Annotated in this window: 24 protein-coding genes, 1 other RNA gene and 1 riboswitch; of the genes, 12 read left to right on the forward strand and 13 right to left on the reverse strand. The window is 57.5% G+C overall.

From position 1 onward, the window contains the following. Positions 1-4: 4 nt before the first annotated feature. From AC2FLG_RS14560 to AC2FLG_RS14580, 5 genes are all read right to left on the reverse strand, one after another. The gene (locus tag AC2FLG_RS14560; protein ID WP_142636958.1) at positions 5-1,582 is read right to left on the reverse strand and encodes an ABC transporter ATP-binding protein; all 1,578 of its coding nucleotides are present in this window, start codon (positions 1,580-1,582) and stop codon (positions 5-7) included. Further along, a complete protein-coding gene (locus AC2FLG_RS14565; RefSeq protein WP_496706752.1) occupies positions 1,579-2,685 on the reverse strand; it encodes an ABC transporter permease in 1,107 nt (368 codons plus the stop codon). The genes AC2FLG_RS14560 and AC2FLG_RS14565 overlap by 4 nt, the downstream gene beginning before the upstream one ends. Continuing rightward, the gene (locus AC2FLG_RS14570) at positions 2,686-3,771 is read right to left on the reverse strand and encodes a microcin C ABC transporter permease YejB (protein WP_142636962.1); all 1,086 of its coding nucleotides are present in this window, start codon (positions 3,769-3,771) and stop codon (positions 2,686-2,688) included. 9 nt (positions 3,772-3,780) lie between these two features. Further along, entirely contained in the window at positions 3,781-5,685 is a 1,905-nt protein-coding gene (locus AC2FLG_RS14575; protein WP_282021944.1) for an extracellular solute-binding protein, read from the reverse strand. A 174-nt stretch (positions 5,686-5,859) separates the two neighbouring features. Beyond that, positions 5,860-6,369 carry a c-type cytochrome gene (locus AC2FLG_RS14580; protein ID WP_281973121.1) on the reverse strand — a complete coding sequence of 170 codons (510 nt, stop codon included), beginning with the start codon at positions 6,367-6,369 and terminating at the stop codon, positions 5,860-5,862. 119 nt (positions 6,370-6,488) lie between these two features. On the opposite strand from AC2FLG_RS14580, the gene AC2FLG_RS14585 reads away from it, so the two are divergent. Further along, the gene (locus tag AC2FLG_RS14585; protein ID WP_271949791.1) at positions 6,489-7,322 is read left to right on the forward strand and encodes a prephenate dehydratase; all 834 of its coding nucleotides are present in this window, start codon (positions 6,489-6,491) and stop codon (positions 7,320-7,322) included. Between the two features lies 1 nt (position 7,323). Here the strand turns inward: AC2FLG_RS14585 and AC2FLG_RS14590 are convergent, their stop codons facing one another. From AC2FLG_RS14590 to nudC, 3 genes are read right to left on the reverse strand one after another with little or no spacing between them, the layout of a single operon-like run. Further along, positions 7,324-7,791, reverse strand: coding sequence for a GNAT family N-acetyltransferase (locus AC2FLG_RS14590; protein ID WP_496706754.1), 468 nt, complete (start codon positions 7,789-7,791; stop codon positions 7,324-7,326). Between the two features lie 24 nt (positions 7,792-7,815). Beyond that, a complete protein-coding gene (locus tag AC2FLG_RS14595; RefSeq protein WP_142636970.1) occupies positions 7,816-8,283 on the reverse strand; it encodes an SRPBCC family protein in 468 nt (155 codons plus the stop codon). A gap of 40 nt (positions 8,284-8,323) precedes the next feature. Next, the gene (gene nudC / locus AC2FLG_RS14600; protein WP_496697668.1) at positions 8,324-9,304 is read right to left on the reverse strand and encodes an NAD(+) diphosphatase; all 981 of its coding nucleotides are present in this window, start codon (positions 9,302-9,304) and stop codon (positions 8,324-8,326) included. A gap of 195 nt (positions 9,305-9,499) precedes the next feature. Between nudC and AC2FLG_RS14605 the strand changes: the two genes are divergently transcribed. The 3 genes from AC2FLG_RS14605 (at position 9,500) to rsgA (ending at position 12,666) form a co-directional block, all read left to right on the forward strand. Next, positions 9,500-11,341 (forward strand): 5'-nucleotidase C-terminal domain-containing protein, encoded by a 1,842-nt coding sequence (locus AC2FLG_RS14605; protein WP_496706756.1) that lies wholly within the window; start codon positions 9,500-9,502, stop codon positions 11,339-11,341. A 39-nt stretch (positions 11,342-11,380) separates the two neighbouring features. Then, positions 11,381-11,479, forward strand: an RNA gene (ffs, locus tag AC2FLG_RS14610) — signal recognition particle sRNA small type. A gap of 158 nt (positions 11,480-11,637) precedes the next feature. Further along, a complete protein-coding gene (gene rsgA, locus AC2FLG_RS14615) occupies positions 11,638-12,666 on the forward strand; it encodes a ribosome small subunit-dependent GTPase A (protein ID WP_496706757.1) in 1,029 nt (342 codons plus the stop codon). A 24-nt stretch (positions 12,667-12,690) separates the two neighbouring features. Here the strand turns inward: rsgA and AC2FLG_RS14620 are convergent, their stop codons facing one another. Then, the gene (locus tag AC2FLG_RS14620) at positions 12,691-13,548 is read right to left on the reverse strand and encodes an alpha/beta hydrolase family protein (protein ID WP_496697663.1); all 858 of its coding nucleotides are present in this window, start codon (positions 13,546-13,548) and stop codon (positions 12,691-12,693) included. Between the two features lie 139 nt (positions 13,549-13,687). Beyond that, positions 13,688-13,907, forward strand: a riboswitch (cobalamin riboswitch). A gap of 83 nt (positions 13,908-13,990) precedes the next feature. Between AC2FLG_RS14620 and AC2FLG_RS14625 the strand changes: the two genes are divergently transcribed. Next, positions 13,991-14,395: a hypothetical protein gene (locus tag AC2FLG_RS14625; protein WP_496706760.1), complete on the forward strand. Its 405-nt coding sequence runs from the start codon at positions 13,991-13,993 to the stop codon at positions 14,393-14,395. A 1-nt stretch (position 14,396) separates the two neighbouring features. On the opposite strand, the gene AC2FLG_RS14630 is transcribed toward AC2FLG_RS14625, so the two are convergent. Continuing rightward, the gene (locus AC2FLG_RS14630) at positions 14,397-14,897 is read right to left on the reverse strand and encodes a protein-tyrosine phosphatase family protein (RefSeq protein WP_425595855.1); all 501 of its coding nucleotides are present in this window, start codon (positions 14,895-14,897) and stop codon (positions 14,397-14,399) included. 156 nt (positions 14,898-15,053) lie between these two features. On the opposite strand from AC2FLG_RS14630, the gene AC2FLG_RS14635 reads away from it, so the two are divergent. From AC2FLG_RS14635 to AC2FLG_RS14650, 4 genes are all read left to right on the forward strand, one after another. Continuing rightward, positions 15,054-16,805, forward strand: a complete 1,752-nt coding sequence (locus AC2FLG_RS14635) for a DNA polymerase III subunit gamma/tau (protein WP_496706762.1) — start codon at positions 15,054-15,056, stop codon at positions 16,803-16,805. A gap of 155 nt (positions 16,806-16,960) precedes the next feature. Next, positions 16,961-17,305, forward strand: coding sequence for a YbaB/EbfC family nucleoid-associated protein (locus AC2FLG_RS14640; protein ID WP_142636987.1), 345 nt, complete (start codon positions 16,961-16,963; stop codon positions 17,303-17,305). A gap of 64 nt (positions 17,306-17,369) precedes the next feature. After that, positions 17,370-17,963, forward strand: a complete 594-nt coding sequence (gene recR, locus AC2FLG_RS14645; RefSeq protein WP_142636989.1) for a recombination mediator RecR — start codon at positions 17,370-17,372, stop codon at positions 17,961-17,963. A 106-nt stretch (positions 17,964-18,069) separates the two neighbouring features. Next, positions 18,070-18,624, forward strand: a complete 555-nt coding sequence (locus tag AC2FLG_RS14650; RefSeq protein WP_496706764.1) for a thermonuclease family protein — start codon at positions 18,070-18,072, stop codon at positions 18,622-18,624. 141 nt (positions 18,625-18,765) lie between these two features. Here the strand turns inward: AC2FLG_RS14650 and AC2FLG_RS14655 are convergent, their stop codons facing one another. Next, positions 18,766-19,395, reverse strand: a complete 630-nt coding sequence (locus tag AC2FLG_RS14655; RefSeq protein ID WP_496697658.1) for a ribonuclease T2 family protein — start codon at positions 19,393-19,395, stop codon at positions 18,766-18,768. A 130-nt stretch (positions 19,396-19,525) separates the two neighbouring features. On the opposite strand from AC2FLG_RS14655, the gene AC2FLG_RS14660 reads away from it, so the two are divergent. Both AC2FLG_RS14660 and AC2FLG_RS14665 read left to right on the forward strand, forming a co-directional pair. Then, positions 19,526-20,284: a DUF1013 domain-containing protein gene (locus AC2FLG_RS14660; RefSeq protein WP_142636995.1), complete on the forward strand. Its 759-nt coding sequence runs from the start codon at positions 19,526-19,528 to the stop codon at positions 20,282-20,284. Positions 20,285-20,335: 51 nt separating this feature from the next. Beyond that, positions 20,336-20,725, forward strand: a complete 390-nt coding sequence (locus tag AC2FLG_RS14665; RefSeq protein WP_142636997.1) for a hypothetical protein — start codon at positions 20,336-20,338, stop codon at positions 20,723-20,725. A gap of 42 nt (positions 20,726-20,767) precedes the next feature. Here the strand turns inward: AC2FLG_RS14665 and AC2FLG_RS14670 are convergent, their stop codons facing one another. After that, positions 20,768-21,799 carry a permease gene (locus tag AC2FLG_RS14670; protein WP_496706765.1) on the reverse strand — a complete coding sequence of 344 codons (1,032 nt, stop codon included), beginning with the start codon at positions 21,797-21,799 and terminating at the stop codon, positions 20,768-20,770. Continuing rightward, positions 21,792-22,100, reverse strand: a complete 309-nt coding sequence (locus AC2FLG_RS14675) for an ArsR/SmtB family transcription factor (RefSeq protein ID WP_282021955.1) — start codon at positions 22,098-22,100, stop codon at positions 21,792-21,794. Before AC2FLG_RS14675 ends, AC2FLG_RS14670 begins: the two co-directional genes overlap by 8 nt. Positions 22,101-22,235: 135 nt before the next feature. Between AC2FLG_RS14675 and pdxR the strand changes: the two genes are divergently transcribed. Beyond that, positions 22,236-23,696 carry a MocR-like pyridoxine biosynthesis transcription factor PdxR gene (gene pdxR, locus AC2FLG_RS14680; protein WP_496677818.1) on the forward strand — a complete coding sequence of 487 codons (1,461 nt, stop codon included), beginning with the start codon at positions 22,236-22,238 and terminating at the stop codon, positions 23,694-23,696. The last annotated feature ends 110 nt before the right edge of the window (positions 23,697-23,806 follow it).

Consider the following 23,806-nt stretch of genomic DNA (forward strand, 5'->3'; position numbering starts at 1 on the left):
GGCTTCAGCCCGCTGCCGCAATCAATTCGCGGGTGTAATCTGTCTGCGCGTTTTCGAACAGGTCTTCGGCAGCGCCCATTTCAATCACGTCACCGTTCCGCATAACGATGACATTATGTGACATCGCCCGGACCACTTTTAGGTCATGGCTGATGAACAGATATGCCAACCCGTATTTCCGCTGCAGATCTCGCAGCAAGTCTACGATCTGCACCTGAACCGTCATGTCCAGCGCGCTTGTCGGCTCATCCAGCACCAGAAGTTTGGGACGTAGCACCATCGCCCGTGCGATGGCGATACGCTGCCGCTGCCCGCCCGAGAACTCGTGCGGATACCGGTCCATCGACGCCGGGTCCAACCCCACTTCGGTCATCACATCCGCCACCAGATCACGCGGGGAGCGGTGTGGATCAACCTTGTGGATTGCCAGACCCTCGGCGATGATTTGCATACAGGTCATGCGCGGGCTCAGGCTGCCAAACGGGTCCTGAAACACAATCTGCATATCCTTGCGCAAACGGCGCAATTCGCGTGTGGACCAACGGCGCACATCCTGGTCGCGAAAGGTGATACCACCCTCGGACGCGATCAGCCGCATGATGGCCAGCGCCAACGTGGTCTTGCCCGACCCGCTTTCGCCCACGATCCCCACGGTTTCGCCGGCGCGCACGCTGAGGCTGGCGTCATTCACCGCCTTAACATGGCCGACAGTTCGCTTGAGAAAGCCGCGCTGGATCGGGAACCAGACTTTCAGATGATCAGTGCGGGCGACCTCTTCTGCATCCGCGGCGACCGGATCGGGTTGGCCCGACGGTTCGGCCGCCAGCAATTTCCGGGTATAGGGATGCTGAGGGTTCTCGAAGATGTCCGCGGTTGCACCGGCTTCGACAATCTCTCCGTCCTTCATGACGCAAACTCGATCGGCGATCCGGCGCACGATGCCAAGGTCATGGGTGATGAACAGCATCCCCATGTTTTCGGCTTTCTGCAGGTCTGCCAGCAACTCGAGTATCTGTGCCTGAATGGTCACGTCCAGCGCCGTGGTCGGTTCATCTGCGATCAGTATGTCCGGCTTATTGGCAAGCGCCATGGCGATCATGACGCGCTGCCGTTGTCCGCCCGAAAGTTGGTGCGGATAGCTGTCCAACCGATCCTTCGGGTCCCGGATACCAACCTTCGTCAGCAACTCGACAATCCGATCACGGGCCGCGTCGCCCACCACCCCCTGATGCAGCGCCAGCGACTCTGCCATCTGCTTCTGGATCGTGTGCAACGGGTTCAACGATGTCATCGGTTCTTGAAAGATGAAACTGATGTCGTTGCCGCGCACATCCATCAGATGTTGCTCGGACGTCCCGATCATCTCTTGCCCGTCATATTTCACCGAACCTTCGACAATCGCGCTGTCTCCCAACAGCGAGACGGTCGACAAGGCGGTCACAGATTTTCCGGACCCGGATTCCCCTACCAAAGCCACGGTTTCCCCACGATCCACGGTGAAGGACACGCCCTTGACCGCCGCACTGACCTGCCCGTCCTGCCGGAACGAAACCTTGAGGTTGTTTACATCCAGCAGGCTCATGAGAAGGTCTTTCTGGGATCAAACGCATCGCGGACGCCTTCGAAAATGAAGACCAGAAGCGACAGCATGATGGCAAAGGTGAAAAAGGCGGTAAAGGCCAGCCAAGGGGCCTGCAAGTTCTGTTTTGCCTGCAAGGTCAGCTCGCCAAGTGACGGGGCCGAGGACGGCAGGCCGAAGCCCAGAAAATCCAGCGAGGCAAGTCCGCCAATCGTGCCGGTGACGATGAAGGGCATGAAGGTCAGCGTGGCGACCATTGCATTGGGCAGCATGTGGCGGAACATGATCGTCCTGTTGCTGACGCCCAACGCCCGCGCGGCCCGGACATATTCAAGGTTTCGCGCCCGCAGGAACTCAGCTCGGACAACGCCAACCAATCCGGTCCAGCTGAACAGGATCATAAGCAACACCAGCAACCAGAAACTGCGCCCTAGAATAGCGAACATGATGATGATCACATAAAGCGATGGGGTGGCCGACCAAATCTCGATGATCCGTTGAAAGATCAAATCCAGCCAGCCGCCAAAAAAGCCCTGAATGGCGCCTGCGAAGATACCGATCAGGCTGGCAACACCTGTGACCATCAGCGTGAACAGAATGGACAGACGGAACCCATAGATCACCCGTGCAAGCACATCGCGCTTGGTGTCATCGGTGCCCAACAGGTTCTGACCATTGGGCGGCAGCGGGGCGGCGCCCGGCCGATCAACGCTGGTTTTGAAAGAGTATGGGATCAGCGGCCAGATGGTCCAGCCGCGCTCGAACCCGTCGGCGGCAAAGGATCCGGCCTCGATCTGTTCGATAATGCCGTCAGGATCGTCAAAGCACTGATCCAAACCGCCACTGTCTATCAGACAACGCACTTCGGGGTCGCGATAGATTGCTTCGGTTTGGAAATCACCGCCAAACTCGGTCTCTGGGTAGAAATTGAAGATCGGCGTATAAAGCTCACCGCGGTATTTCACCAGGATCGGTTTGTCATTTGCGATAAATTCAGCAAATAGCGACAGGCCGAACAGGATCGAGAAGATGATCAGCGACCAGAACGCCCGGCCATTGCGACGGAAGTTGCGCCACCGGCGCTGATTCAGGGGGGAAAGCGCCATTTACCCCTCCCGCTTTTCAAAGTCGATGCGCGGATCAACCAACACATACATCAGATCACTGATGATGCCGACCACCAGACCCATTAGGCCAAAGATGAACAGGGTCCCGAAAATAACCGGGTAATCCCGCGCCACGGCGGCCTCGAAGCCCAACCGGCCCAATCCATCCAGCGAAAAGATGGTTTCGATGATGATTGACCCACCGAAAAACACACCGATGAAGACGGCCGGAAAACCCGCGATTACGATCAGCATCGCATTGCGGAATACGTGGCCGTACAGCACCCGGCTTTCGCTCAGGCCCTTGGCGCGGGCGGTCATGACATATTGCTTTTTAATCTCGTCCAGAAACGAGTTTTTGGTCAGCAAGGTGAGCGTTGCGAAGGCAGAGATGGTCAGCGCCAGGATCGGCAACGCGATATGCCAGAAGTAATCGGCAATCTTGCCAAATACACTCAGGCTGTCCCAGTTGTCCGAGGTAAGCCCCCGCAGCGGAAAGATCTGCCAATAGGACCCACCGGCAAATAGCACCAGCAGCAAAATGGCGAACAGAAATCCCGGGATGGCGTAGGCCACGATGATGGCACCACTGGTCCAGGTGTCAAAGCTTGATCCGTCCCTGATCGCCTTGCGAATACCCAGAGGGATCGACACCAGATAGGCAATCAGCGTCGACCAAAGCCCCAGCGAAATAGACACCGGCATCTTTTCCAGCACCAGATCGGTCACACTGATCGACCGGAAATAGCTCTCGCCAAAATCCAGAGTCAGGTAATTACCCATCATATTCAGAAACCGTTCCAAGGGCGGTTTGTCGAACCCGAATTCTTTTTCCAGTTCTTCGATGAATTCAGGCGGCAAGCCACGCCCGCCGATATAGCGGTCATTTGTGCCGCCGGTCTGCTGTTCGATATCGCCACCACCGCCAGCGATACCTTCAAATACATCTCCACCACCCTCCATCTGGGCGATGATCTGTTCAATCGGGCCGCCTGGCACAAACTGCACAAGTGTGAAGTTGACGATCATGATTCCCAGCAGTGTGGGAATGACCAGCAGCAGGCGTCTTAGAATATATGCTCCCATTTGGGCGGATTACCTCAAGGCGCCGGAGGATTTCAACTGGGCTTCCTGCTCGGCGTTGATCCACCACAGGTCTTCGACACCCAATGAATAAGGCGGCAGGTTTTCCGGGTATTCATACATGTCCCAATAGGCAACCCAGTATTTGCCCAAATACCAAGTGGGCACCATGATCCGCTTGGCCCGCAAAACACGGTCCAGGGCGCGAACATTGGCAAACAACTCTTCGCTGTTGGTCGCTGCTACGATGTTGTCGATCAACGGTTCAATATCCGGGCCATACGCACCGGACGGGTTGAATACGGAATACGAGGCCGCCTCGGTTCCGAATTGCTGGTATAGTCCCGTCGAAGGTTGCAGCGAACTTGGGTACCCGCCGAAAATCATGTCGAAATCCCGGTCACGGCGGCGCAGGGTGAATTGCGCATTGTCCACACGATTGTAGGTCGCATCTATGCCCATCGTCCTAAGGTTAGCGACAAATGGCTGGATGATACGATCAAGAGTCGGCTGGTCTGACAGAAATTCTATGGCCAGTACTTCACCGTTTTGATTGCGGCGGATACCGTCTTCGCCCACCTGCCAACCGGCCTCATCCAGCAGCTTCATCGCGGCGCGCAGATTGCGACGATCATTCTGACGCTCGGCGCGGGATTCATGGGCAACGACCGGTAGGTCGGTCAGTACCGCAGGGTCCAGCGCATCGCCGAGGCTTTGCAGAACCTCCAGTTCTCGCCCCTCGGGCAGCCCCGTCGCCTCTAGGTGAGTTCCCTGCCAGAATGAGTCGCGCTGCTGAAACAGGCCATATTGCAAGCTTTCATTCGTCCATTCGAAGTTGAATCCTAACTGGACGGCTTCGCGCACCTTGGGATCCTGAAATTGCGGTCGGTCCAGGTTCATGACAAAGCCCGAAGCGTTGGGGACATCCCCGTCTTCCAGCTCTACCCGAACCACTGTTCCGTTTGCTATGGCAGGAAAATCATAGGCCGTTGCCCAGCTTTTTGAATTGTTTTCCTGGCGCAGTGTGAACGTGCCCGCCTTGAACCCTTCCATCGCAGCAATCGAGTCCGCGAAATATTCGATCCGGATGGAGTCATAGTTGTTGCGGCCAACATTCACATTAACGTGGTCGCCCCAATAGTCCGGGTTGCGCTTGTAGACGATGCGCCGGTTGATGTCATAGCTGTCCAAAACATAAGGTCCGGATCCGATACCGGGCTCAAGCCGGGATTTGTCGAGCCGCCGGTTTTCGGGGTCTGCCTCAAACCAGGCCTTGGAAAACACAGATGTCCCGGCAACCTGACTTATTAGGCCACGGCGCGGGATATCCGGTGCGAAGTAGAATTTAACCCGATGATCATCCAGCGCTTCGGCACGCGGAATCATCTCGCGGACGGCGTCGGCATAGGATTTTAACCCCTGTTCCAGCAGCAGATTATGCGAAAACACAACATCTTCGGCAGTCACCGGGGTTCCATCGGAAAACCGCGCCTCAGGTCGCATGTTGAAGATGACCCAATCCTGGCTTTCCGGGTATTCAAGGCTTTCTGCCAGCAGACCGTAGTAAGTGGCCGTTTCATCATAGGACGCGACCATGAGGGATTCATACTGATCCGCAGAACGCGCACCCGCGCGGCCCTGCCGCGTGTAGGGGTTGAAACTGTCAAATGTCCCTTGCGCTGCATAAGACAACTCTCCGCCGCGCGGCGCATCAGGATTTACATAGTCGAAATGGGCAAACCCTTCAGGGTATTTCAAATCGCCAAATTCCGAGAATCCGTGGCTTTTGATGATGGTCTCTTCGGCAAACAGTTGAGAGGTCATGAGCGCAAGCAGCAAAAAGCCGGTAATCGGTATGGTCAACCAACCTCTGAAATCCAATGCACGTGCCTGAACAATCTGTCGGTTGGATTCCATTTGGCTCATCCCCTGTTGCGTCACTTCTTATAGTCTTGCGCCTGAACGAAGCTAAAGGTCCAGCGTTGACTGATTCAAGTTTAGAATGCGTGAGCGCATTGTGAAGGTTTCTTCATACAAAAAAAGCCGCTGCACGGGGCAGCGGCTTTGAATTTCAGATGTGCCGGTCTGGCATCAGTTGCCGATTGTCTGCAGATAGGCAATCAGATCGGCACGGTCCTGCGGTTTTTTCAGGCCAGCAAAACTCATGGATGTGCCCGAGATATAGCTGCTTGGCTTGGTCAGGAAGGCATCCAGTGCTTCGGGTGTCCAGTTGCCGCCATGGGCCTGCATCGGTGGCGAATAGCCGGTAAAACCGCTGGCCGTTGCGACAGGGCGGTCAACGACACCATACAGATAGGGGCCTGTGCCGTTTGCACCGTCTTCCAGCTTGTGACACGCGGTACACTTGCGGAAAACTTTGGCGCCTTTTTCAACGTCGGCGGCGGCCAGAAGCTCTTCAAATACTACCTCTTCACCGTTGGCGCTTTCGCCTGCGCTTTCGGTTTCGATGATGTACGAAGCCGTCTCGCCATGGGCATCGGCGTGGTAAAGCTCTTCTGCGGCCCATTTGGCCAGAAGCAGCACCAGGAAGGTGCCAAACAGGCCTGCTGCGGCCTTGGTAACTGTCATCGTGTCGAACATTGATCGCGAGTCCATTTCAGCTGTCTGCGGGGTGTCTAAGGCTTCCCCTTACAAGAGGCAAGGTATAGACACCGCGACTAAACGCCCAATTCTGGAACTTGTTGCACGGAATCGACCAAATGACAAAACGTATCGCATTTCAGGGAGAACCCGGTGCCTATAGCCACGAGGCATGCCGAAACGCTCGTCCCGATATGGAGGCCCTGCCCTGCCGCACATTTGAGGATGTGATCGAATCAGTTCGGTCCGGCAAAGCAGACCTGGCGATGCTTCCGGTCGAAAATACGACCTATGGGCGGGTGGCCGATATTCACCGCCTGCTGCCCCATAGCGGATTGCATATCATCGATGAAGCTTTTGTTCGCGTACACATCAATTTGTTGGCCGTCCCCGGTGCCAAGCTGAGCGACATCACCGAAGCGCATTCGCATCTGGTACTGCTGCCACAATGCGCTGGGTTCCTGAAGCAGCACGGCATTCACGGACGCGTCAGCCCGGACAATGCCCGCGCCGCGCGCGAGGTTTCCGAGGCTGCCGAACTGCATTCTGCCGCGCTGGCCAGCGAGTTGGCCGGAGAGATCTATAACCTGAACGTCCTGGCCCGCCATATCGAGGACAGCGACGACAACACCACGCGTTTTTTGATCATGTCACGCGATGCGGACCTGTCGCGGCGCGGGGCGCACGGGATGATCACCAGCTTTGTGTTTCAGGTCCGTAACATCCCGGCCGCGCTGTATAAGGCGATGGGCGGGTTCGCCACCAATGGTGTCAACATGACCAAGCTGGAAAGCTATATGGTCGACGGGTCGTTCACGGCCACTCAGTTCTATGCGGATATTGTCGGGCACCCGGATGACCGCAATGTACAACTGGCCCTGGAAGAGCTGGAACATTTCACCACCAATGTCGAGATTCTGGGCGTCTATCCGGCGGTCCAGCCGCGTGGCTAGCTCAACCCAGCAGGTATTTCTTGCACATCGCCCCGTCATGTGAGCGGTAATCTACAAATCCCATGGCCGCGTAATAGGCGAGGCCTTCGGCATTTTGCGCGCCAATGGTCGCGTCTATTGCAGGCAGACCTGCGGCGCGGGCCGCCAGCAGCGTTTCCTGAAACAGGGCCCGTCCGATCCCCATGCGCGCGGCTGACGGGCGGATATGTGTTCCGATGATGCCCCAACCGGCTGTTACGCCATAAGTGTTTCCGTCGACGGCCAGTTTCAGCGCCTGAAAGCCCAATACCTGTGAACCCTGCACCGCCACGGTGCATTGGATGCTGCCGCAGTGGCTGATGTAATGCTCTTTGGCAAAACTCTCATCGCTGGGTTTGGTGCGCTTACCGGCGGTCACGATCTCTTGCAGGACATCGGAAATACCTTTGGCGTCATCCACAACAGCGCTGCGCAATATCACATCAGACATTCAGGGCCTCTTGTCTCGGAATTCTCAAGAACCGTGCAGATGACGTTCTTCCATTTCCCGCGCGAATTCGCTGAGGCGGGCCTGAAACTGTCGCCGGAACCGCGACTGACCCAATCTGAGCGATTGCAGCAACAGCCGTGCAGGCAGGGATTTGGCCGATAGCGACATATCCACGGTCAGCCGGGTTCTACGTTGCGACAGGGCCAGAAACTCGACCCTGGTTGAGCCATTCATTCCCTTGCTTGCCGCCTCGAACCGCATATGGGTCGGCGGATCACATTCGGCCATATTGATTTCCACGCGCCGAGGCTTTCCGCGCATACGGAACTCGGTCTCCCAGGATGTACCGGGCACAACGCCCATATGCCCTGACAAACGCCGGACCTCGATCCCGCGGCGCATTGCCATCCGCTCGAACCGTTCGAAATCCGCAAACATTTCGAACACTGCGTTGACAGGGGCCTGAATATCTTCACGTGCGGAGAATTGCATGGTGGGTTATCGTTCTCTTGCCTATTCGCCCAGTATTTTGTCAGTCGAGCGTATCTGCAAGCCAGTTTTGCAGCAGAAAATGCGCAATCGCGCCTTTGCGCGCTGGCAGAAGGCTGGGATGTTCCCCAGCAAAGACCTGCATCATTTCAGCCTTATTCACCCATATCGCGTCTTCGATTTCAACCGGATCTATAGTGATTTCTTGCGACAATGCCTCGCCTGCACAGCCAAACATCAGTGACGCCGGAAAGGGCCAGGGCTGGCTGGAAAGATAGGTTACTTGCCCGACGGGGACACCGGCCTCTTCCATCACCTCTCTGCGCACCGCCGCTTCCAGCGTTTCTCCGGGTTCGACAAATCCGGCCAGTAGCGAATACATCCCTTCAGGCCATCCCGGGGATCGCCCCATCAGCACCGAATTCCCATATGTGATCAACATGATGACGACCGGGTCGGTGCGTGGGAAATGCTGCCCCCCACACGACGGGCAACTGCGTTGCCATCCTGCTTGCGACATCTCGCTGGCGGCGCCGCAACGGGCGCAAAATCTATGGGTTTCATGCCATGCGATGACCGCCTTGGCGGAAGCCGAAAGTTCGGCATCACGTGGGGAAAGGCGCGCCATGATGCGGCGCAATTCGACAAAAACCTGACCTTCAGGCAAATCCGGGTGCTGTTGCTCTGATCGGTCAAAGAATGCCCCAAGCTCGGACAGGTCAACGCCCTCGGGCATCCAATCGGATATATCAAAGGCAAAAACCGGAACCTCATCCGAGAGACCAAGCAATACTGGCGCTGGGACAATCCCACCGGGACCATTTGCGATCAGCTCGTGCAAGACAGGTAACAAGCAGAGTTGATCAAGGGCCTCTCCTTGAACCAGCAGCTTTCCGCGCCACAGCAACAGGCATTTCGCTTTCGGATGTGCTCGCGCTGCTGCCATCGCGTCGACGTCTCCACGAAGATGTGCGGCACGATCCAGCCCTGATCCACCAAACGTTACCTGTTCCGCGTTCTTCATTTAAATTCCTCTGGTTCGCCTGCACAGGGCTGCCATGACAGCTTCGGTGTTGCAACGACAATTCCACGACCGAAAACCGAGGCGATCCTGTCAAATTACCGCAAGTGCATAAAAAAATTTGCACTTACTATGCTTTTTGTTGAAGTTGTTATTCATAAAACTGCCAAAAGTAGAGTATTGAAAACAATTTCGCATTTGTCTGATCAGTCTGTAGGTATCCGGATTTTGGCGACCACCGATCTGCACATGAACCTGTGCAGTTTTGATTATTACGCGGATCAAGACGAACCTACGATCGGATTGACCCGAACGGCCAGCCTGATCCGGCAGGCGCGGAACGAGGCTGAGGCAGACGGAGATATCGTCTTGCTCTTCGACAACGGAGACGCTCTGCAGGGTACACCGTTGGGGGATTGGGCTGCCGATCCCGCCAATGCGCCGCACATCCTGATGCAGGCCTTCGGCAGCCTGGGATATGACGCGATTGGCCTGGGAAATCACGACTTCGGATTTGGGCTTCAATTCTTACAGCACGTTATCTCTGACGCCCCCTGCCCTGTGCTCAGCAGCAATGCCTTGCGCACGAATGGGCCACAGATCTGGCAAGATCATGTCATTTTGCACAAAGAGATCCCTGGCGCGCCGACACCTATGGCCCTGAAGATTGGTGTATTTTCGGTCCTTCCCCCTCAGACAGCGCAATGGGAGGCGCACAAGCTGCACGACACCCTTACCACTCAGGACATCCTGACTTGTGCGGCAAACAAAGTCAGAAAGCTCAAAGACGAAAATTGCGACCTGATCATCGCGCTGGCCCATACCGGTTTCGGACCGGACAGGTCACAACGGAATATGGAAAACGCGATTATTCCGCTGGCCGAAATCGAAGGTATCGACGCAATAATTGCTGGTCATTCCCATTTGACCTATCCCGTCAAGGCCGGCTCTGAAAACACTCTGGTGCATGGCAAACCAGTTGTCTTACCCGGAACGGCCGGATCACATCTGGGGGTGATCGACTTGAAACTTCACTCGGCAGAGCGCGGCGGCTGGACCGTTGGCGAAGCCCGGGCGGCGCTACGACCGATATCTGCGGGGCGTCCCGACGAAATGTTATCACTGGCGCCCGAAGATCCGGAATTGTTGCATCTGTTTTCCTCTGGTCATGCCGAAACCCGCAGGCGAGCGGGCCAGCCGGTCGGCCGCACCCCGCACCATCTGCACAGCTATTTCAGCTTTTGCGCCGAGGACCGTGGGCTGAGGCTGGTCGCCGCCGCCCAGGCTGCCGCGTTACGTCTGTGTATGTCCGATACCGACCTGGCAGATATTCCGATTTTATCGGCGGTTTCACCTTCGAAATTCGGCGGTCGGGCCGGGCCGCGATTCTATACGGATGTTAAGCCTGGCGAGATATTCCTGCGTAACGTGGTTGACCTGCATATTTTTCCAAACGAATTGCAGGGTGTCATTGTATCCGGTGACCAAATCGTGGACTGGCTTGAGATGTCCGCAGCTGTTTTCAACCAGATTTCGACCGGATCTGCATCCGAACTTATTTGCGAAAATCGGGTGGGTCACAACTTTGATGTGCTATACGGGCTGTCCTGCAGAATTGATCTGACACAACCTCCGCGTTTCGACGATATGGGCACCTTGATCAATGCCGAAAACCGGCGTGTTTCAGAGGTTCTGGTCGGTGCCACCCCCATTGCACCGGATCAGCAATTTGCCGTCGCGCTTAACAATTATCGCGCCAGCGGGGGCGGGCATTTCCCATTTGCGGGTAATGCGCAACGTATCGACATGCCCATCCTGCCGGTCCAGCAAGCCCTGCTGGATTATCTGTCAGGCACCTTGGTCAGCGATCCGCTGGAAGAGGCCCAGGAACCCTTCAGAATCACCAGTAGTACTGGTACGCAAGCGATCTTACGCACCGGTCCAAATGCCCACCGACATCTGCAGGACATTCAGGAATTTGATCCACAAGTCCTTGGAACCGACGGAAATGGCTTTTTACGGATTCTTCTGACCTTCTGACGGGTTGTGTTTTTCCGGCCAACTGCCTATATCCACCCTCGAGAGGTTGGCGCGGGCGAGCGCCTCGCCAACCTGGTCAGATCCGGAAGGAAGCAGCCACAACGAGCCCCGCTTGGGTCGATGTCCAACCTCTCACTTACGCGCAACGACTGCCGCAGGAGGGACTTTATGATTGTAGCAATGACCCTTCGGGCAGAGCGTTTCCGGGACTAACCCCCGCTTTTGCCTGAACACGTTACCGACGGGTGCGCGCCTGCCACCCTGATGGTTTCCTGTATCTGAACACAGGCAGAACAATGTCCAAAACACTTTCGGACCTGGGATGGTCCTCTCATTTTGCAGCCCAACATGCTGTGAACCCTACCTGCACACCGCATCGCATCAACGCCGTCCATCGTGATCGCCTGATCGGCCTGAATGCGCTTGGCGGCACATCTGATCTGACCCCTGACCGATCAACCGGCGAATTTGCGGTTGGCGATTGGGTCCTTGCGGATGATCAAAACCGCATTCGGCATCTTTTGGAGCGCAAAAGCCTCTTGCAACGCCGGGCCGCAGGCACCGGTGCGCAGGTTCAGCTGATCGCGGCGAATGTGGATGTGCTGTATATCGTCAGTTCCTGCAATGCCGATTTCAATCTGGCACGGCTTGAGCGTTATCTGGCGCTGGCGCATCAGGCCGGGTGCTATCCGGTTGTTGTCCTGACCAAGGCCGACAGCTGCCCTGACCCAGAGAGCTATGCCAGTCAGGCCAGTTCGCTGGCTCGGTTTCTGACCGTTCTAACCGTCAACGCGCTGGAGGCGTCAGAGATTGATCCGATCCTGTCCTGGTGCCCTGCCGGGCAAACTGCTGCTTTGGTCGGCTCATCCGGTGTCGGCAAAACCACATTGGCGAACGCCATGACTGGTCAGGCCGGGACAACGGCGGGGATCCGCGAGGATGACGCACGGGGTCGCCACACCACGACCCATCGTGCGCTTCACCCGATGCGAAACGGGGGGTGGCTGATTGATACGCCAGGAATGCGCGCCCTGCGTTTGATGGATGCCCAAGACGGCGTGGATGAGGTTTTCTCCGACCTTCTGGAATTGGCTGCAACGTGCCGGTTCTCAGATTGCCAGCACCAGGCCGAACCCGGTTGTGCTGTGCAGGAGGCGATTGCCAATGGCGTGATTGAGCCCGACCGGCTGGCGCGCTGGCACAAGCTTCGGCGCGAAGATCAGAGGAATTCCGAGACCCTCGCGCAGTCACGGGCACGTGACAAAGCCTTTGGCAAAATGGTGCGATCCGTCATGCACGACAAAAAGTCCCGTAGCAGACACTAAGCGTGACAAAAAGGCGCCTCGTTTTCAGGCAATCAACCGGGGCCAAACCGCCCGGTTTCTGCGGGCAAAAGCGCCAATATGACCGATCTCAGGCGCTCCGAATTCATTCGGAGACAACAGATGTCGCCGCGCCTTCGGCCCATACAGATCGGCAAGCCGCCAGACTGCGTCTGGCGGCACCATCTGGTCGTCCTCGAAGGCGAACAGGTCCACCGGTGTATTCGATTGCGCCCATCTCGCTTCGGGCAGAGCGTCACCGATCTGCGGCACATAATTCTGCGGCGCCGTGCACCAGCTGCGCCATTGCCAATAGACCGGGCCCGGCAAATCGGCACCGATCCCCACAGCTTTGCCCGGCAGATACCCCAGTGCATTCACTGCCAGACGCCCGTGGCCGTGCCAGAACAACCACGCCAGCCCGCGATAGGGCCAGGGATGGTCGGACAGAGTAACCAGCCCCGAACATACACAGATCATCCGGTCGATCTGATCAATGTCTGGCTGCACCGGCCCCAGCAAGCCGCCAAGGGAATGACCGATGCTCCACTGCAAAGCGTCCGGGAACCGCCTGCGCATCTCAGCCCGTGCGGCGGGCATGTCGACCAAGGCCCAATCCGCCATGGTCACCTCGGAGGTTTTGAGTTTGTCGCGCAGTGAATGCCCGAAATCGCTGTAGTCATAGGTCAGACAGGCAATACCCTGTTCGGCGGCCAGCCAACGGGCAAAATGCTGGTAATATTCGCGCGGCACTGCAGTTGCGCTGTGAATCACCACGGCGACCTTCGGCTCGGTTTCAGGCAGATACAGCCGCGCCGACAGGCTGGCAGAGCCTGAGGCAAAGTCAAAGTCCTTAGTCTGGACGCAGGGCGTGGTATCAAGCATGGCGCTTCCAACAAATTCTGAACTACTCGGTTCACTCAACAATCGGCCCGATTTCGGCCACCAGAGTCAAGATTTCATCAAGATGACCAAACGTCCGGTTTGAACCCCAACAGGTGGCTTGACTCGGGGTCTGCATAGCCGCTAGCGATGTGGTGATGGTTCTTGCCCCGGAATTGGGGCGGGATGAAAAGGGAACACGGTGCGGTCTGCCCCGGCGATGCCGGAAAGGGCCAACTCCGCGACTGCCCCCGCAACTGTAAGCGGTGAGCAATGCCGAAATACCACTGGCCCCAGGGCTGGGAAGGTCGGCAAAGCGACGACCCGCAAGTCAGGAGACCTGCCATCGTATCGAAACCGAAACTCGGGCGGGGTGTCCGGGCAGGTCGTCAGCGCGCTGTCACACCTGATCCTCACCCTCCGTCCTGCGCGCGGAGGGCGCATTATGATCTGGAAGACAAAAACACACGAATTCACCGCAACCGTCTGTCAGAGGACCGGGAAACCCTGCCCCGCCCTTGCCCGAATGGCACGCGCCATGGCCGAGGCGATGGCGACGGCAAGGCCTGCGACATCCAAAACATTCGAGGTCGAAGGTACCAGCGATCTGACCCATTGCACCGAAGGCTGCACGGCCCGTTTTCGGGCCCAATCAGAACAGATCAGGGTCTATTGCGGCACCAGCACAGACACGCCGACAGAAAAGCTGGACGCCTATGGCGACATGATGTTCGGGCCGGAGTTCATCCAGAAATCCGCTGGTTTTCTGTCAGAACCACCCTGTGCGATGCTCGACGTATCGACCCTGCCGCCGCGCAGCGAAAGTATTCCGTATCAAGTGTCTGCCTGATTCAGGGAAGGGTTCGGGCCGGCAACCCGGCCCAGTCCTTTTGCGCGTCGGTTTCCACCGCGCAGGGCCGCACCGCACGCAACCGCCGAAGCGCTTGGTCAGGCGCTTCGCCGCATTCCACCATTAGCCGCATCACAACCATCCCCGAGCGTCCGCACCCACCGCGGCAATGCACCAGCACCTTGCCGCCACTGGCAAGGACATGTTGGGCGGCGGCGCTGGCTTGCGGCCAAAGCGCCTCAACCTCAGGCGTGGGGGCGCCGAAATCGGAGACCGGAAGGTGGACCCAGGCAATCCGTTCGCACTGCAGGTCCGCCTCGAATGAACGCGCGCCGGAATGCTGGAACTCATCCAGAGTAGTCATCGAGATGACCAGGTCCGGCGCCCAATCCCGGATTACTGCGAAATCCCCAGCATAATCGCCCGTGACACCCGGCAGTGGGCACAGAGCGATCTGCCCTTTGCCCAATCCAAGAGGGTGAATTGCAAAACTCTCCAACACAGCTCCTTTTCCTGCATCACCACATGGGGCTAAAGCCCCTCATGATTTACCGGCTCTGATGCAACTTGCCAAAACGAAATTCCTTTTCGCGCGCGGTGGACGCGGACGGCGGGGGTCTCTACGCTGCAAACCTGACACGAATCCAACAGAGCAGACATGACCGACACGCCCAGCCCCGCCTATCAGGTTCTCGCGCGGAAATACCGCCCGGAAACTTTTGCTGACCTCGTCGGTCAGAACGCAATGGTGCGCACGCTGAAAAACGCGTTCGAGGCCGACCGGATTGCACAAGCCTTCATCATGACTGGCATCCGCGGCACCGGTAAGACAACCACGGCCCGGATCATCGCCAAGGGCATGAACTGCATCGGTCCTGATGGGCAAGGCAAGCCCACGACCGAGCCTTGCGGCCAGTGCGAACATTGCGTCGCCATCATGGAAGGTCGCCATGTCGACGTGATGGAAATGGACGCCGCCAGCCGAACCGGCGTGAATGATATCCGCGAAATCATCGACTCGGTCCGATACCGCGCCGCCAGTGCGCGCTATAAGATCTACATCATCGACGAGGTTCACATGCTTTCGACCAGCGCGTTCAACGCGCTGCTCAAGACGTTGGAAGAACCTCCTGCGCATGTGAAGTTCATCTTTGCCACGACCGAAATCCGCAAAGTCCCGGTGACTGTTCTGTCGCGGTGCCAACGATTTGACCTGCGCCGGATCGAACCCGAGGACATGATTGGCCTGCTCAATAAGATCGCAGAGGCTGAGAAGGCACAGATCGCGGATGATGCCCTGGCGCTGATCACCCGCGCGGCCGAGGGGTCGGCGCGCGACGCAACATCGCTGCTGGATCAGGCAATCAGCCATGGGGCCGGTGAAACCAGCGCAGATCAAGTGCGCGCGATGCTGGGTCTGGCCGACCGGGGCCGGGTATTGGACTTGATGGAAATGATCCTGCGAGGGGATGCAGCATGCGCGCTGACTGAATTGGGCGGGCAATATGCCGAAGGGGCCGATCCGCTATCCGTGCTGCGTGACCTGGCCGAAATCACGCACTGGGTTTCGGTTGTAAAGATCACGCCAGACGCAGCCGAGGACCCGACGGTTTCCCCTGATGAACGTGCCCGTGGTCAGCAAATGGCCGAGGCCCTGCCAATGCGCGTTTTGACCCGGATGTGGCAGATGTTGCTGAAAGCGCTGGAAGAGGTATCGGCCGCGCCAAATGCCATGATGGCTGCTGAAATGGCCGTTATCCGCCTGACCCATGTTGCCGACTTGCCCAGCCCCGAAGAGCTGATCAAGCGCCTGCAGGACAACCCGCCTCCGCCTCCGAATGGCGGTCCTGGCGGTGGTATGGCCGTGCCCTCTCAGGCTCCGGTACCAGCGGCATCATCTTCTTACGTATCCGCAACTAGCAGCCCCGCCGGCGCGCCGTCGGCCGCTCTGGCCCATGATATCCAATCGGCGCTTGCACGGTATCCGAGTTTTGACCACGTGGTTGAATTGATCCGCACCAATCGGGATGTGAAACTTCTGGTCGAGGTCGAAAACGGGGTGCGGCTGGTTTCTTACCAACCGGGGCGGATCGAATTCACCCCGACACAGAACGCACCCACAGATCTGGCAGCGAGACTGGGTTCGTCGCTGCAACGATGGACTGGCAACCGCTGGGCTGTGTCGATTGTGGCCGATGGTGAGGTTGCGACCATCGCCGAGATTCGAGACGCCGCCGAGCTGGCGTTGAAAGCAGAGGCTGAGAAACACCCGTTGGTTCAGGCGGTGCTCATGCAATTTCCGAAGGCACGCATCAAGCGGATTGAAACACCGGAAGAACGTGCCGCCAAAGTGGAAACCGAGGCGCTGCCCGAGGTCGAAGACGAATGGGACCCGTTCGAGGAAGACTGAAACCGTCCCATCTTACCCAACTGGAAACCTCCCGCGCCCAACGGGAGGAAAGGTCTGGCCAAAGGCCTTGACGACGGGCAGGAGCCAGCTCGGCCCTTGTGCCGCGCCGACCGCGCCCGTATTTAGGCGTCAAACCGGATATTAGGAGAATACCGATGCTCAAAGGACTCGGCGGCCTGGGTGACATGGCCAAGATGATGAAATCCGCACAGGATCTACAGACCAAGATGACGGATATGCAGGAAGAGCTGAATACCATCATGGTTGTCGGCGAATCCGGTGCAGGGCTGGTCAAGGCAACAGCCACGGCCAAGGGAGAGCTGAAAGGTCTCGATATCGACCCGTCAATCTTTAACGGCGACGACAAGGAAGTGGTCGAAGATCTGATCCTGGCCGCCGTCAAAGATGCTCAGGCCAAGGCCGCAGAACGGTCGCAGGCTGAGATGGCTAAGCTGACCGAAGGCATGGGCCTGCCCGCAGACATCAAGCTGCCGTTCTGATAGGCACTCCTGACGAAATACCGGCCGGGCCCAACTGCCCGGCCCTTATGCAGGAGCAAGCGCGGTGAGTTCGAACAGCGATATCGACAATCTGATCGACCTGATGGCCAAACTGCCAGGCCTCGGCCCACGTTCGGCCCGTCGCGCAGTGCTGCATCTGATCCGCAAACGCGCCCTTCTGCTGACACCGCTTGCGGACGCAATGCAACAGGTTGCCATCACTGCCCGTGAGTGCCTGAATTGCGGCAATGTAGGCACCTCGGATATCTGCGACATCTGCGATAGCGAAGTCCGCGCGACCGGAGAGCTGTGCGTCGTCGAAGACGTCGCCGACCTTTGGGCGATGGAACGCGCCGCAGTTTTCAAAGGCCGCTATCATGTTCTGGGTGGCACCTTGTCGGCATTAGATGGAGTCGGCCCGGATGAGCTGCGCATTCCTCGCCTCAAGGATCGGGTCACAGCCGAGGGGATCACCGAAGTCATTCTGGCGCTGAACGCCACTGTCGACGGCCAGACCACCGCGCACTATATAGCCGATCAACTGGACGGGCAGGTGCGCCTGACCTCGCTGGCGCAGGGCGTGCCGATTGGCGGCGAGTTGGACTACCTGGATGACGGGACGATTACGGCGGCGCTGAGGGCGCGGAAAGAGCTGTAGTTGAGCTTCGACACTTGGTCGAATTCAAATATCAAGTTTACACAAATACTGTATCCAGCCTAACATTCTACGCATCGATTAAGCAGATTTAGAATGCGTTTTTCATATGTTGAGATATATATTGAAGGCCCTGTTCGGATCATCGCGCAAACGATCCAGGGTGGTGCCCTTCCAACCAACTAAACGACCTGCGATCACCGGAGCACGACCGGTTCCGTCAAAGCAGCCGTCCTCGGCTTATCCAACCACACGGACTCTCAAAGGCAAGTGCCACGTAATCGACGGCGACACGATCGTGATAAGCGGCACCAAGATCAGGGTTGCCGGAATCGATGCGCCCGAGCTTGAGCATCCCTGGGGCAAGAAATCCAAGTTTGCGCTGATCAAGATGTGCAAAGGCATGGTGATCACAGCCGAAATCAAAGAAGAGGTTTCCTACGATCGGATCGTCGCCAAGTGCACGCTTCCAGATGGTACTGATGTCGCCGCAGAATTGGTTAAACTTGGACTGGCTCTGGACTGGCCCAAGTTTTCCGGCGGTGAATACGCGCATCTAGAGCCGGGCGATGCGCGAAAGAAACTCTGGCGGGCAGCCGCACGCCAAAAGGGAAACATGCGCGCGTTCCATTCCGAAGTAAAACCGAAACGCAATTCCGACTAGCTTTATGGTATCGCAGTGGCCCTGAGGACTTTGGAATAGCAAGGTAGGCCTTAGCCTCGGCACGATCTGGCTATTGAACAGGATGCGGTGGCAACAACGTAGAAGTTGCGATTACCCACCATCTCGCCTTTACCGCAAACCCTAACGAATCGGATCAAAAAGCGCGTCTTTGGCCGCGCAGTCCTTGATCACATCCCGGCCACAAGGCACCGGTTCAAGATCGCGGGACAGGCACAGGCGCACCTCTTCGATATAGCCTTGTTTGCAGGTGACGGTGATCATGTCGCGCTCCAGCCCCGGATTGACCTTTAGAAACGCTTCTTCCACGACAGATGCGGGCAGTTTTACAGATGTGTCCAACTGGCGGAACACCTTTGGACGCTCGACCGACCCATAGGCCTGCCGCGACAAGATGTAATAGTCCGAAGCGCTGAGGCCCGAGCAGGTGCCGTGCTTCTTCCACTGATGCCAGGCAAGGCCGGAACTGCCCTGAATATCTTCCATTTCACGGGTCATGGTCCGCGTCGGCGGGGCCTCCGCCGTACGGCAATAAGATGGCCAGCCCTGATGGAATTGCGGCCAAAGCCCGTGTAGAATCCAGCCGTGATCATGCCGTACATCGCATTGATCGGACCCACGCGCGTCGCCTTCGCGCGCGCACCAGTTCGGCGACCAGCTAAGTGCCAGGACATAGTAGTCGAACGCGCCCGACTTTTCACCCTCGGCAAGCGCCGTCATTGCACTGAAAACCCATAGAACCAGCCAGCGCATTCGCCTCTTCCCTTCTTGCCCTGCCGCGACTATATACAGCCCAAGTTCCCCGACAACGGAAACCTGCCCCAAGATCACGGGGCCGCCGAATTCCGGCGACGGGAAAGATGTATGCATAGGAGACGGGCTGATGGCAAAACCGCTTATGGCCAAGGCAACAGCCGTATGGCTAGTAGACAACACAACGATCAGCTTCAAGCAGATCGCGGATTTCGTAGGAATGCACGAGTTGGAAGTGCAGGGCATCGCCGATGGCGATGTGGCCGCTGGCGTCAAAGGGTTCGACCCGATCGCCAACAACCAGCTTACGCAGGAAGAGATTGACGTGGCGCAGGGCAACCCGCTGCACAAGCTGAAGCTCAAGTTCAACCCCGCTGCCAGTGGCGAGGAAAAACGTCGTGGCCCGCGCTATACCCCACTGTCCAAGCGTCAGGACCGTCCGAACTCGATTCTGTGGCTAGTCAAGTTCCACCCCGAACTCAGCGACGGTCAGATTGCCAAGCTGGTCGGCACCACCAAGCCGACCATTCAGTCGATCCGCGAGCGGACGCACTGGAACATCTCGAACATGCAACCGATTGACCCCGTCGCTCTGGGCTTGTGTAAACAGTCCGAGCTGGACGCAATCGTGCAAAAAGCCGCCGCCAAGAAAGCCGCTGAAGGTGGCGTCATGAGCGATGATGAGCGCCGCAAGCTGGTTTCGACCGAGCAGTCGCTGGAAATGGACGCAGCGCCCAAAATTCCAACGGCGATCGAGGGTCTCGAGACCTTCTCGTTGTCTGATGACTCCCCCGAAGAGAAAGAAGAGCCGATCATCGACGCCGACAGTTTCTTCAACTTGCCCAAAGGCGAGGCCGAGGATGAAGACGAAAGCGATCCGCGTTTCTGATACGCAGACAGCCCCGGTCAAACTGGCCGGGGCTTTTTTGACGAGACTCTGATGCTGAACATACTGTCTGCCATTTTTGGCCCACACCGCGCCGTGACAATCTATGCCTTCCTAAGAACCTGGGGCCTGCTCGTGTTCGGTGTCGTAGGCGTTATCGCGGTTGCCGCAGCCCTGCTGTTGCTGAACGACGACGGCACGCATGAACACGAAGCCTTCATGACCGTCCCGGTTCTGTCCGCCACCGCTATCAACGGCGACCTCAAGAACGGGGTGATTGCCTCGGTACGTTTACCCGACGGGTCCGCGACGTCGATCACTTCGACCGAGGCCCCGATTTCCCAGACCGTCGGCCAAAGCGCCTGTGTCGAAAAGCGGGTCTATGTGGAAAGTGGCGAACCAAGGTATCGCTTCAAACTTCCGCGTTATTGCGAAGCAAGCTGACAAAGCAAAACCGCCCGGTGTCCACACCGGGCGGTTTTTCCTTCAGATCATCTGAAAGATGATTCCTGCGATCACTGCGCCGACTATCCCCAGGCCCAGATAGGTCGCAAACACTTTCGGCCTGACCAGCGACCATACCGCAGCCATGGCCGGGATCGAGCTGACCGCACCCGCGATCATAAAGGACATTGCTGCCCCGGCGCTCATCCCCTGCTCCATCAGACCTGCCAATAGCGGCGGCGCGACGTATGAGTTCAGATAGGCCGGCATCCCAACAAGTGCTGCGATGATTATGGGCAACACGCCGTCTCCTCCGACCGCGCGTGCGATCAGATCAGCGGGTACATAATTGATCAGCAACGCCTCGAGAACATAGGCAAGCGCCAGCCATTTCAACAAGAACAGGCCGTTTCGAAAGAACTCGCTACGAAATTTATTCCGGCGCGCAGGGTCATGCCAGAATTTCCAGACCGGTTTGTCCTCTTGCTTAGGTCCACAACTGCCGCATCCAGCTGGTTGGTAGTTCCGCAAAGGTTGGGTCAACACACCGCTGCGCGTCATGGTGCGCACGACGAATCCGCCAAACAGGCCAAGTGCCACTGCGGCTAAGGCTTTTCCGATAGCAAAGGGCCATCCCAAAGCGCCAGCCGTAATCAACAGCGTCGGCGGGTCGATCAGCGGAGAGCTGAGCCAGAACGCCATAACCGCAGACAGTGGCGCCCCAAGCGCCAGTAAACCAGCAATGAACGGGATGACCTCGCAGGAACAGAATGGGGCCAACCCGCCAAACAGGGCAGCCAAAAGGATCATCCGCGTCTCGCGGCCCTCAAAGGCTCGGGCCACCATGACTTCGGCACCGGTGGCCTTGAGGTATGACAACAGCAGCACAGCAAACAGAATATATTGGCCGGTATGGGCCAGTGCCTTACCGGCAAATGTTATCACCTCCATTAGATTGCCTGGGTCGAGTATCGCCACCGCGATCAGAATGGCGACAATCACCGCCCATGGGGTTTTGATCAGGTCGAAGACGGTTTTGAACGGGGCTCGAGGGCTCTGAGTAAGGTCAGCCATCGTTTGCCGCCTTTCCAGTTTCGTCCGCACAACATTCCGACAGAATGAACTGCGCGAGGTTTCTGAGATGGTCATACCGGGCACGGTTGATCGTGGTGCGCCCGATCTTTTCCTGTTCGACAACATCACCGGCCGCAAGAAACCGGAGGTGATGGGCCAGCGTCGACGGGGCAATGCCGGTTCTCTCCTGGATTTCACCTACGGTGAGCCCGGTCTCTCCGGCGCGAACGAGTGTCTTGAGGACTTTCAGTCGCGCCTCTGACCCCATCGCCGAAAATCCTGCTGCAGCGGTTTCCCACATATCCACAACTCCAATAAACTAGATTTCTAGTTATATAGAAGTATTGAAAGCTACCGTCAACAAATTCTGATCAGAATTCGTGAAAAGAGAGTGAGTCCAGATTGCTCAATCAATAAGGCCACTCTATAAGGTCTTATGGGGATTTCAGTAGATACGTTCTTTCTAGAGCTGAATGGGCAAGGCACCTTGCAGGCCCAGATTCAGCAAATGATTGCAGAAGGTATCCTGTCAGGCCGGTTCCATGTCGGAGAAAAACTGCCCTCGTCGCGTAAACTGGCCTCGCATCTGGGTGTCAGCCGGATCACCGTGACATTGGCTTATACCGAGCTGTTGGCCAATGACTACCTGACGGCCCGGGGCCGATCTGGGTATTATGTGTCGGAAAATGCGCCAGTACCGCCTAAATACACGCCCATCCAACGGGGCACTGAGACCGTGGATTGGGACAAGGCGCTGGCCCGCCGGTTTGTAGATTCGGATGTGTTGCCCAAGCCCTGGAATTGGCGGGACTATACCTATCCTTTTATCTATGGTCAGGCGGACCGAACCCTGTTCGATCATGCCAACTGGCGACTATGCGCAGTGCGGGCATTGGGGCACAAGGATTTCGAATCGCTGACCCGCGACTATGTCGATCAGGACGATCCGTTGCTGATCGAGTTCATCGCCCGCCACACTCTGCCCCGCCGTGGAATCTCGGCCCGCCCCGAAGAAATATTGATCACACTGGGGGCGCAGAACGCACTTTGGCTGGCGTCGCGCATCCTGCTGACCCACAATCACACAGCCGCCATCGAAGACCCTTGTTACTATGCGCTGCGCAGCCTGTTGAACCACTGGGATTGCGCGGTCACCCCCATCTGCGTGGACAGGGATGGCCTGCCACCCGAAGCGCTGCCCGATGATACGAATGTCATCTTCACCACGCCCAGTCATCAAAGCCCGACAACGGCCACCATGCCGATCGACCGTCGCCGCCAACTTTTGGACCGGGCCCGGGACCTGGACGCGATGGTGGTCGAGGATGACTATGAGTTCGAAATGGCGTTTCTAGGGGCGCCTTCGCCTGCGCTGAAATCCATGGACCGGGATGGCCGTGTCATCTATGTGGGCAGCTTCTCGAAATCGCTGTTCCCCGGATTGCGCCTTGGTTACATGGTTGGATCCGAGCCGTTTATCCGCGAGGCGCGCGCGCTGCGCTCTTTGGTGCTGCGCCACCCGCCGGGCCACATTCAGCGCACGGCAGCGTATTTTCTGTCTCTGGGACATTACGATGCACAGATCCGGCGCATGTCCAAAGAGCTGTCCAAGCGGCGGGATGCAATGGACAAGGCTATCGACGAATACGGGCTGTCGGTGGCGGGGCGCGGTGTGATGGGCGGATCTTCGATGTGGATGTCCGCCCCTGAACATGTCGACATGTCCCAGCTGGCGCGCAGCCTGCAAAACCAAAGCGTTCACATCGAGCCTGGTGCACCGTTTTTCGCAGGGCCAGATAGGCCACAGAACTTCTATCGGCTCGGATACTCATCCATCGCGCCCGACCGCATCGCTCCGGGCGTGAAGCTGATCGCGGATGCCATCCAAACGCAGTAGACCGCGTCTGGACCTAATCCGCAATTCGTTTTGGACCTAACGCCATTCCGTCCCTTGGGCCACAACCGTACCCAAAGGCTGGGCTGATCGTCCGGCTTCATCCACAAATC

Source organism: Ruegeria sp. CDSA193 (assembly GCF_059611885.1).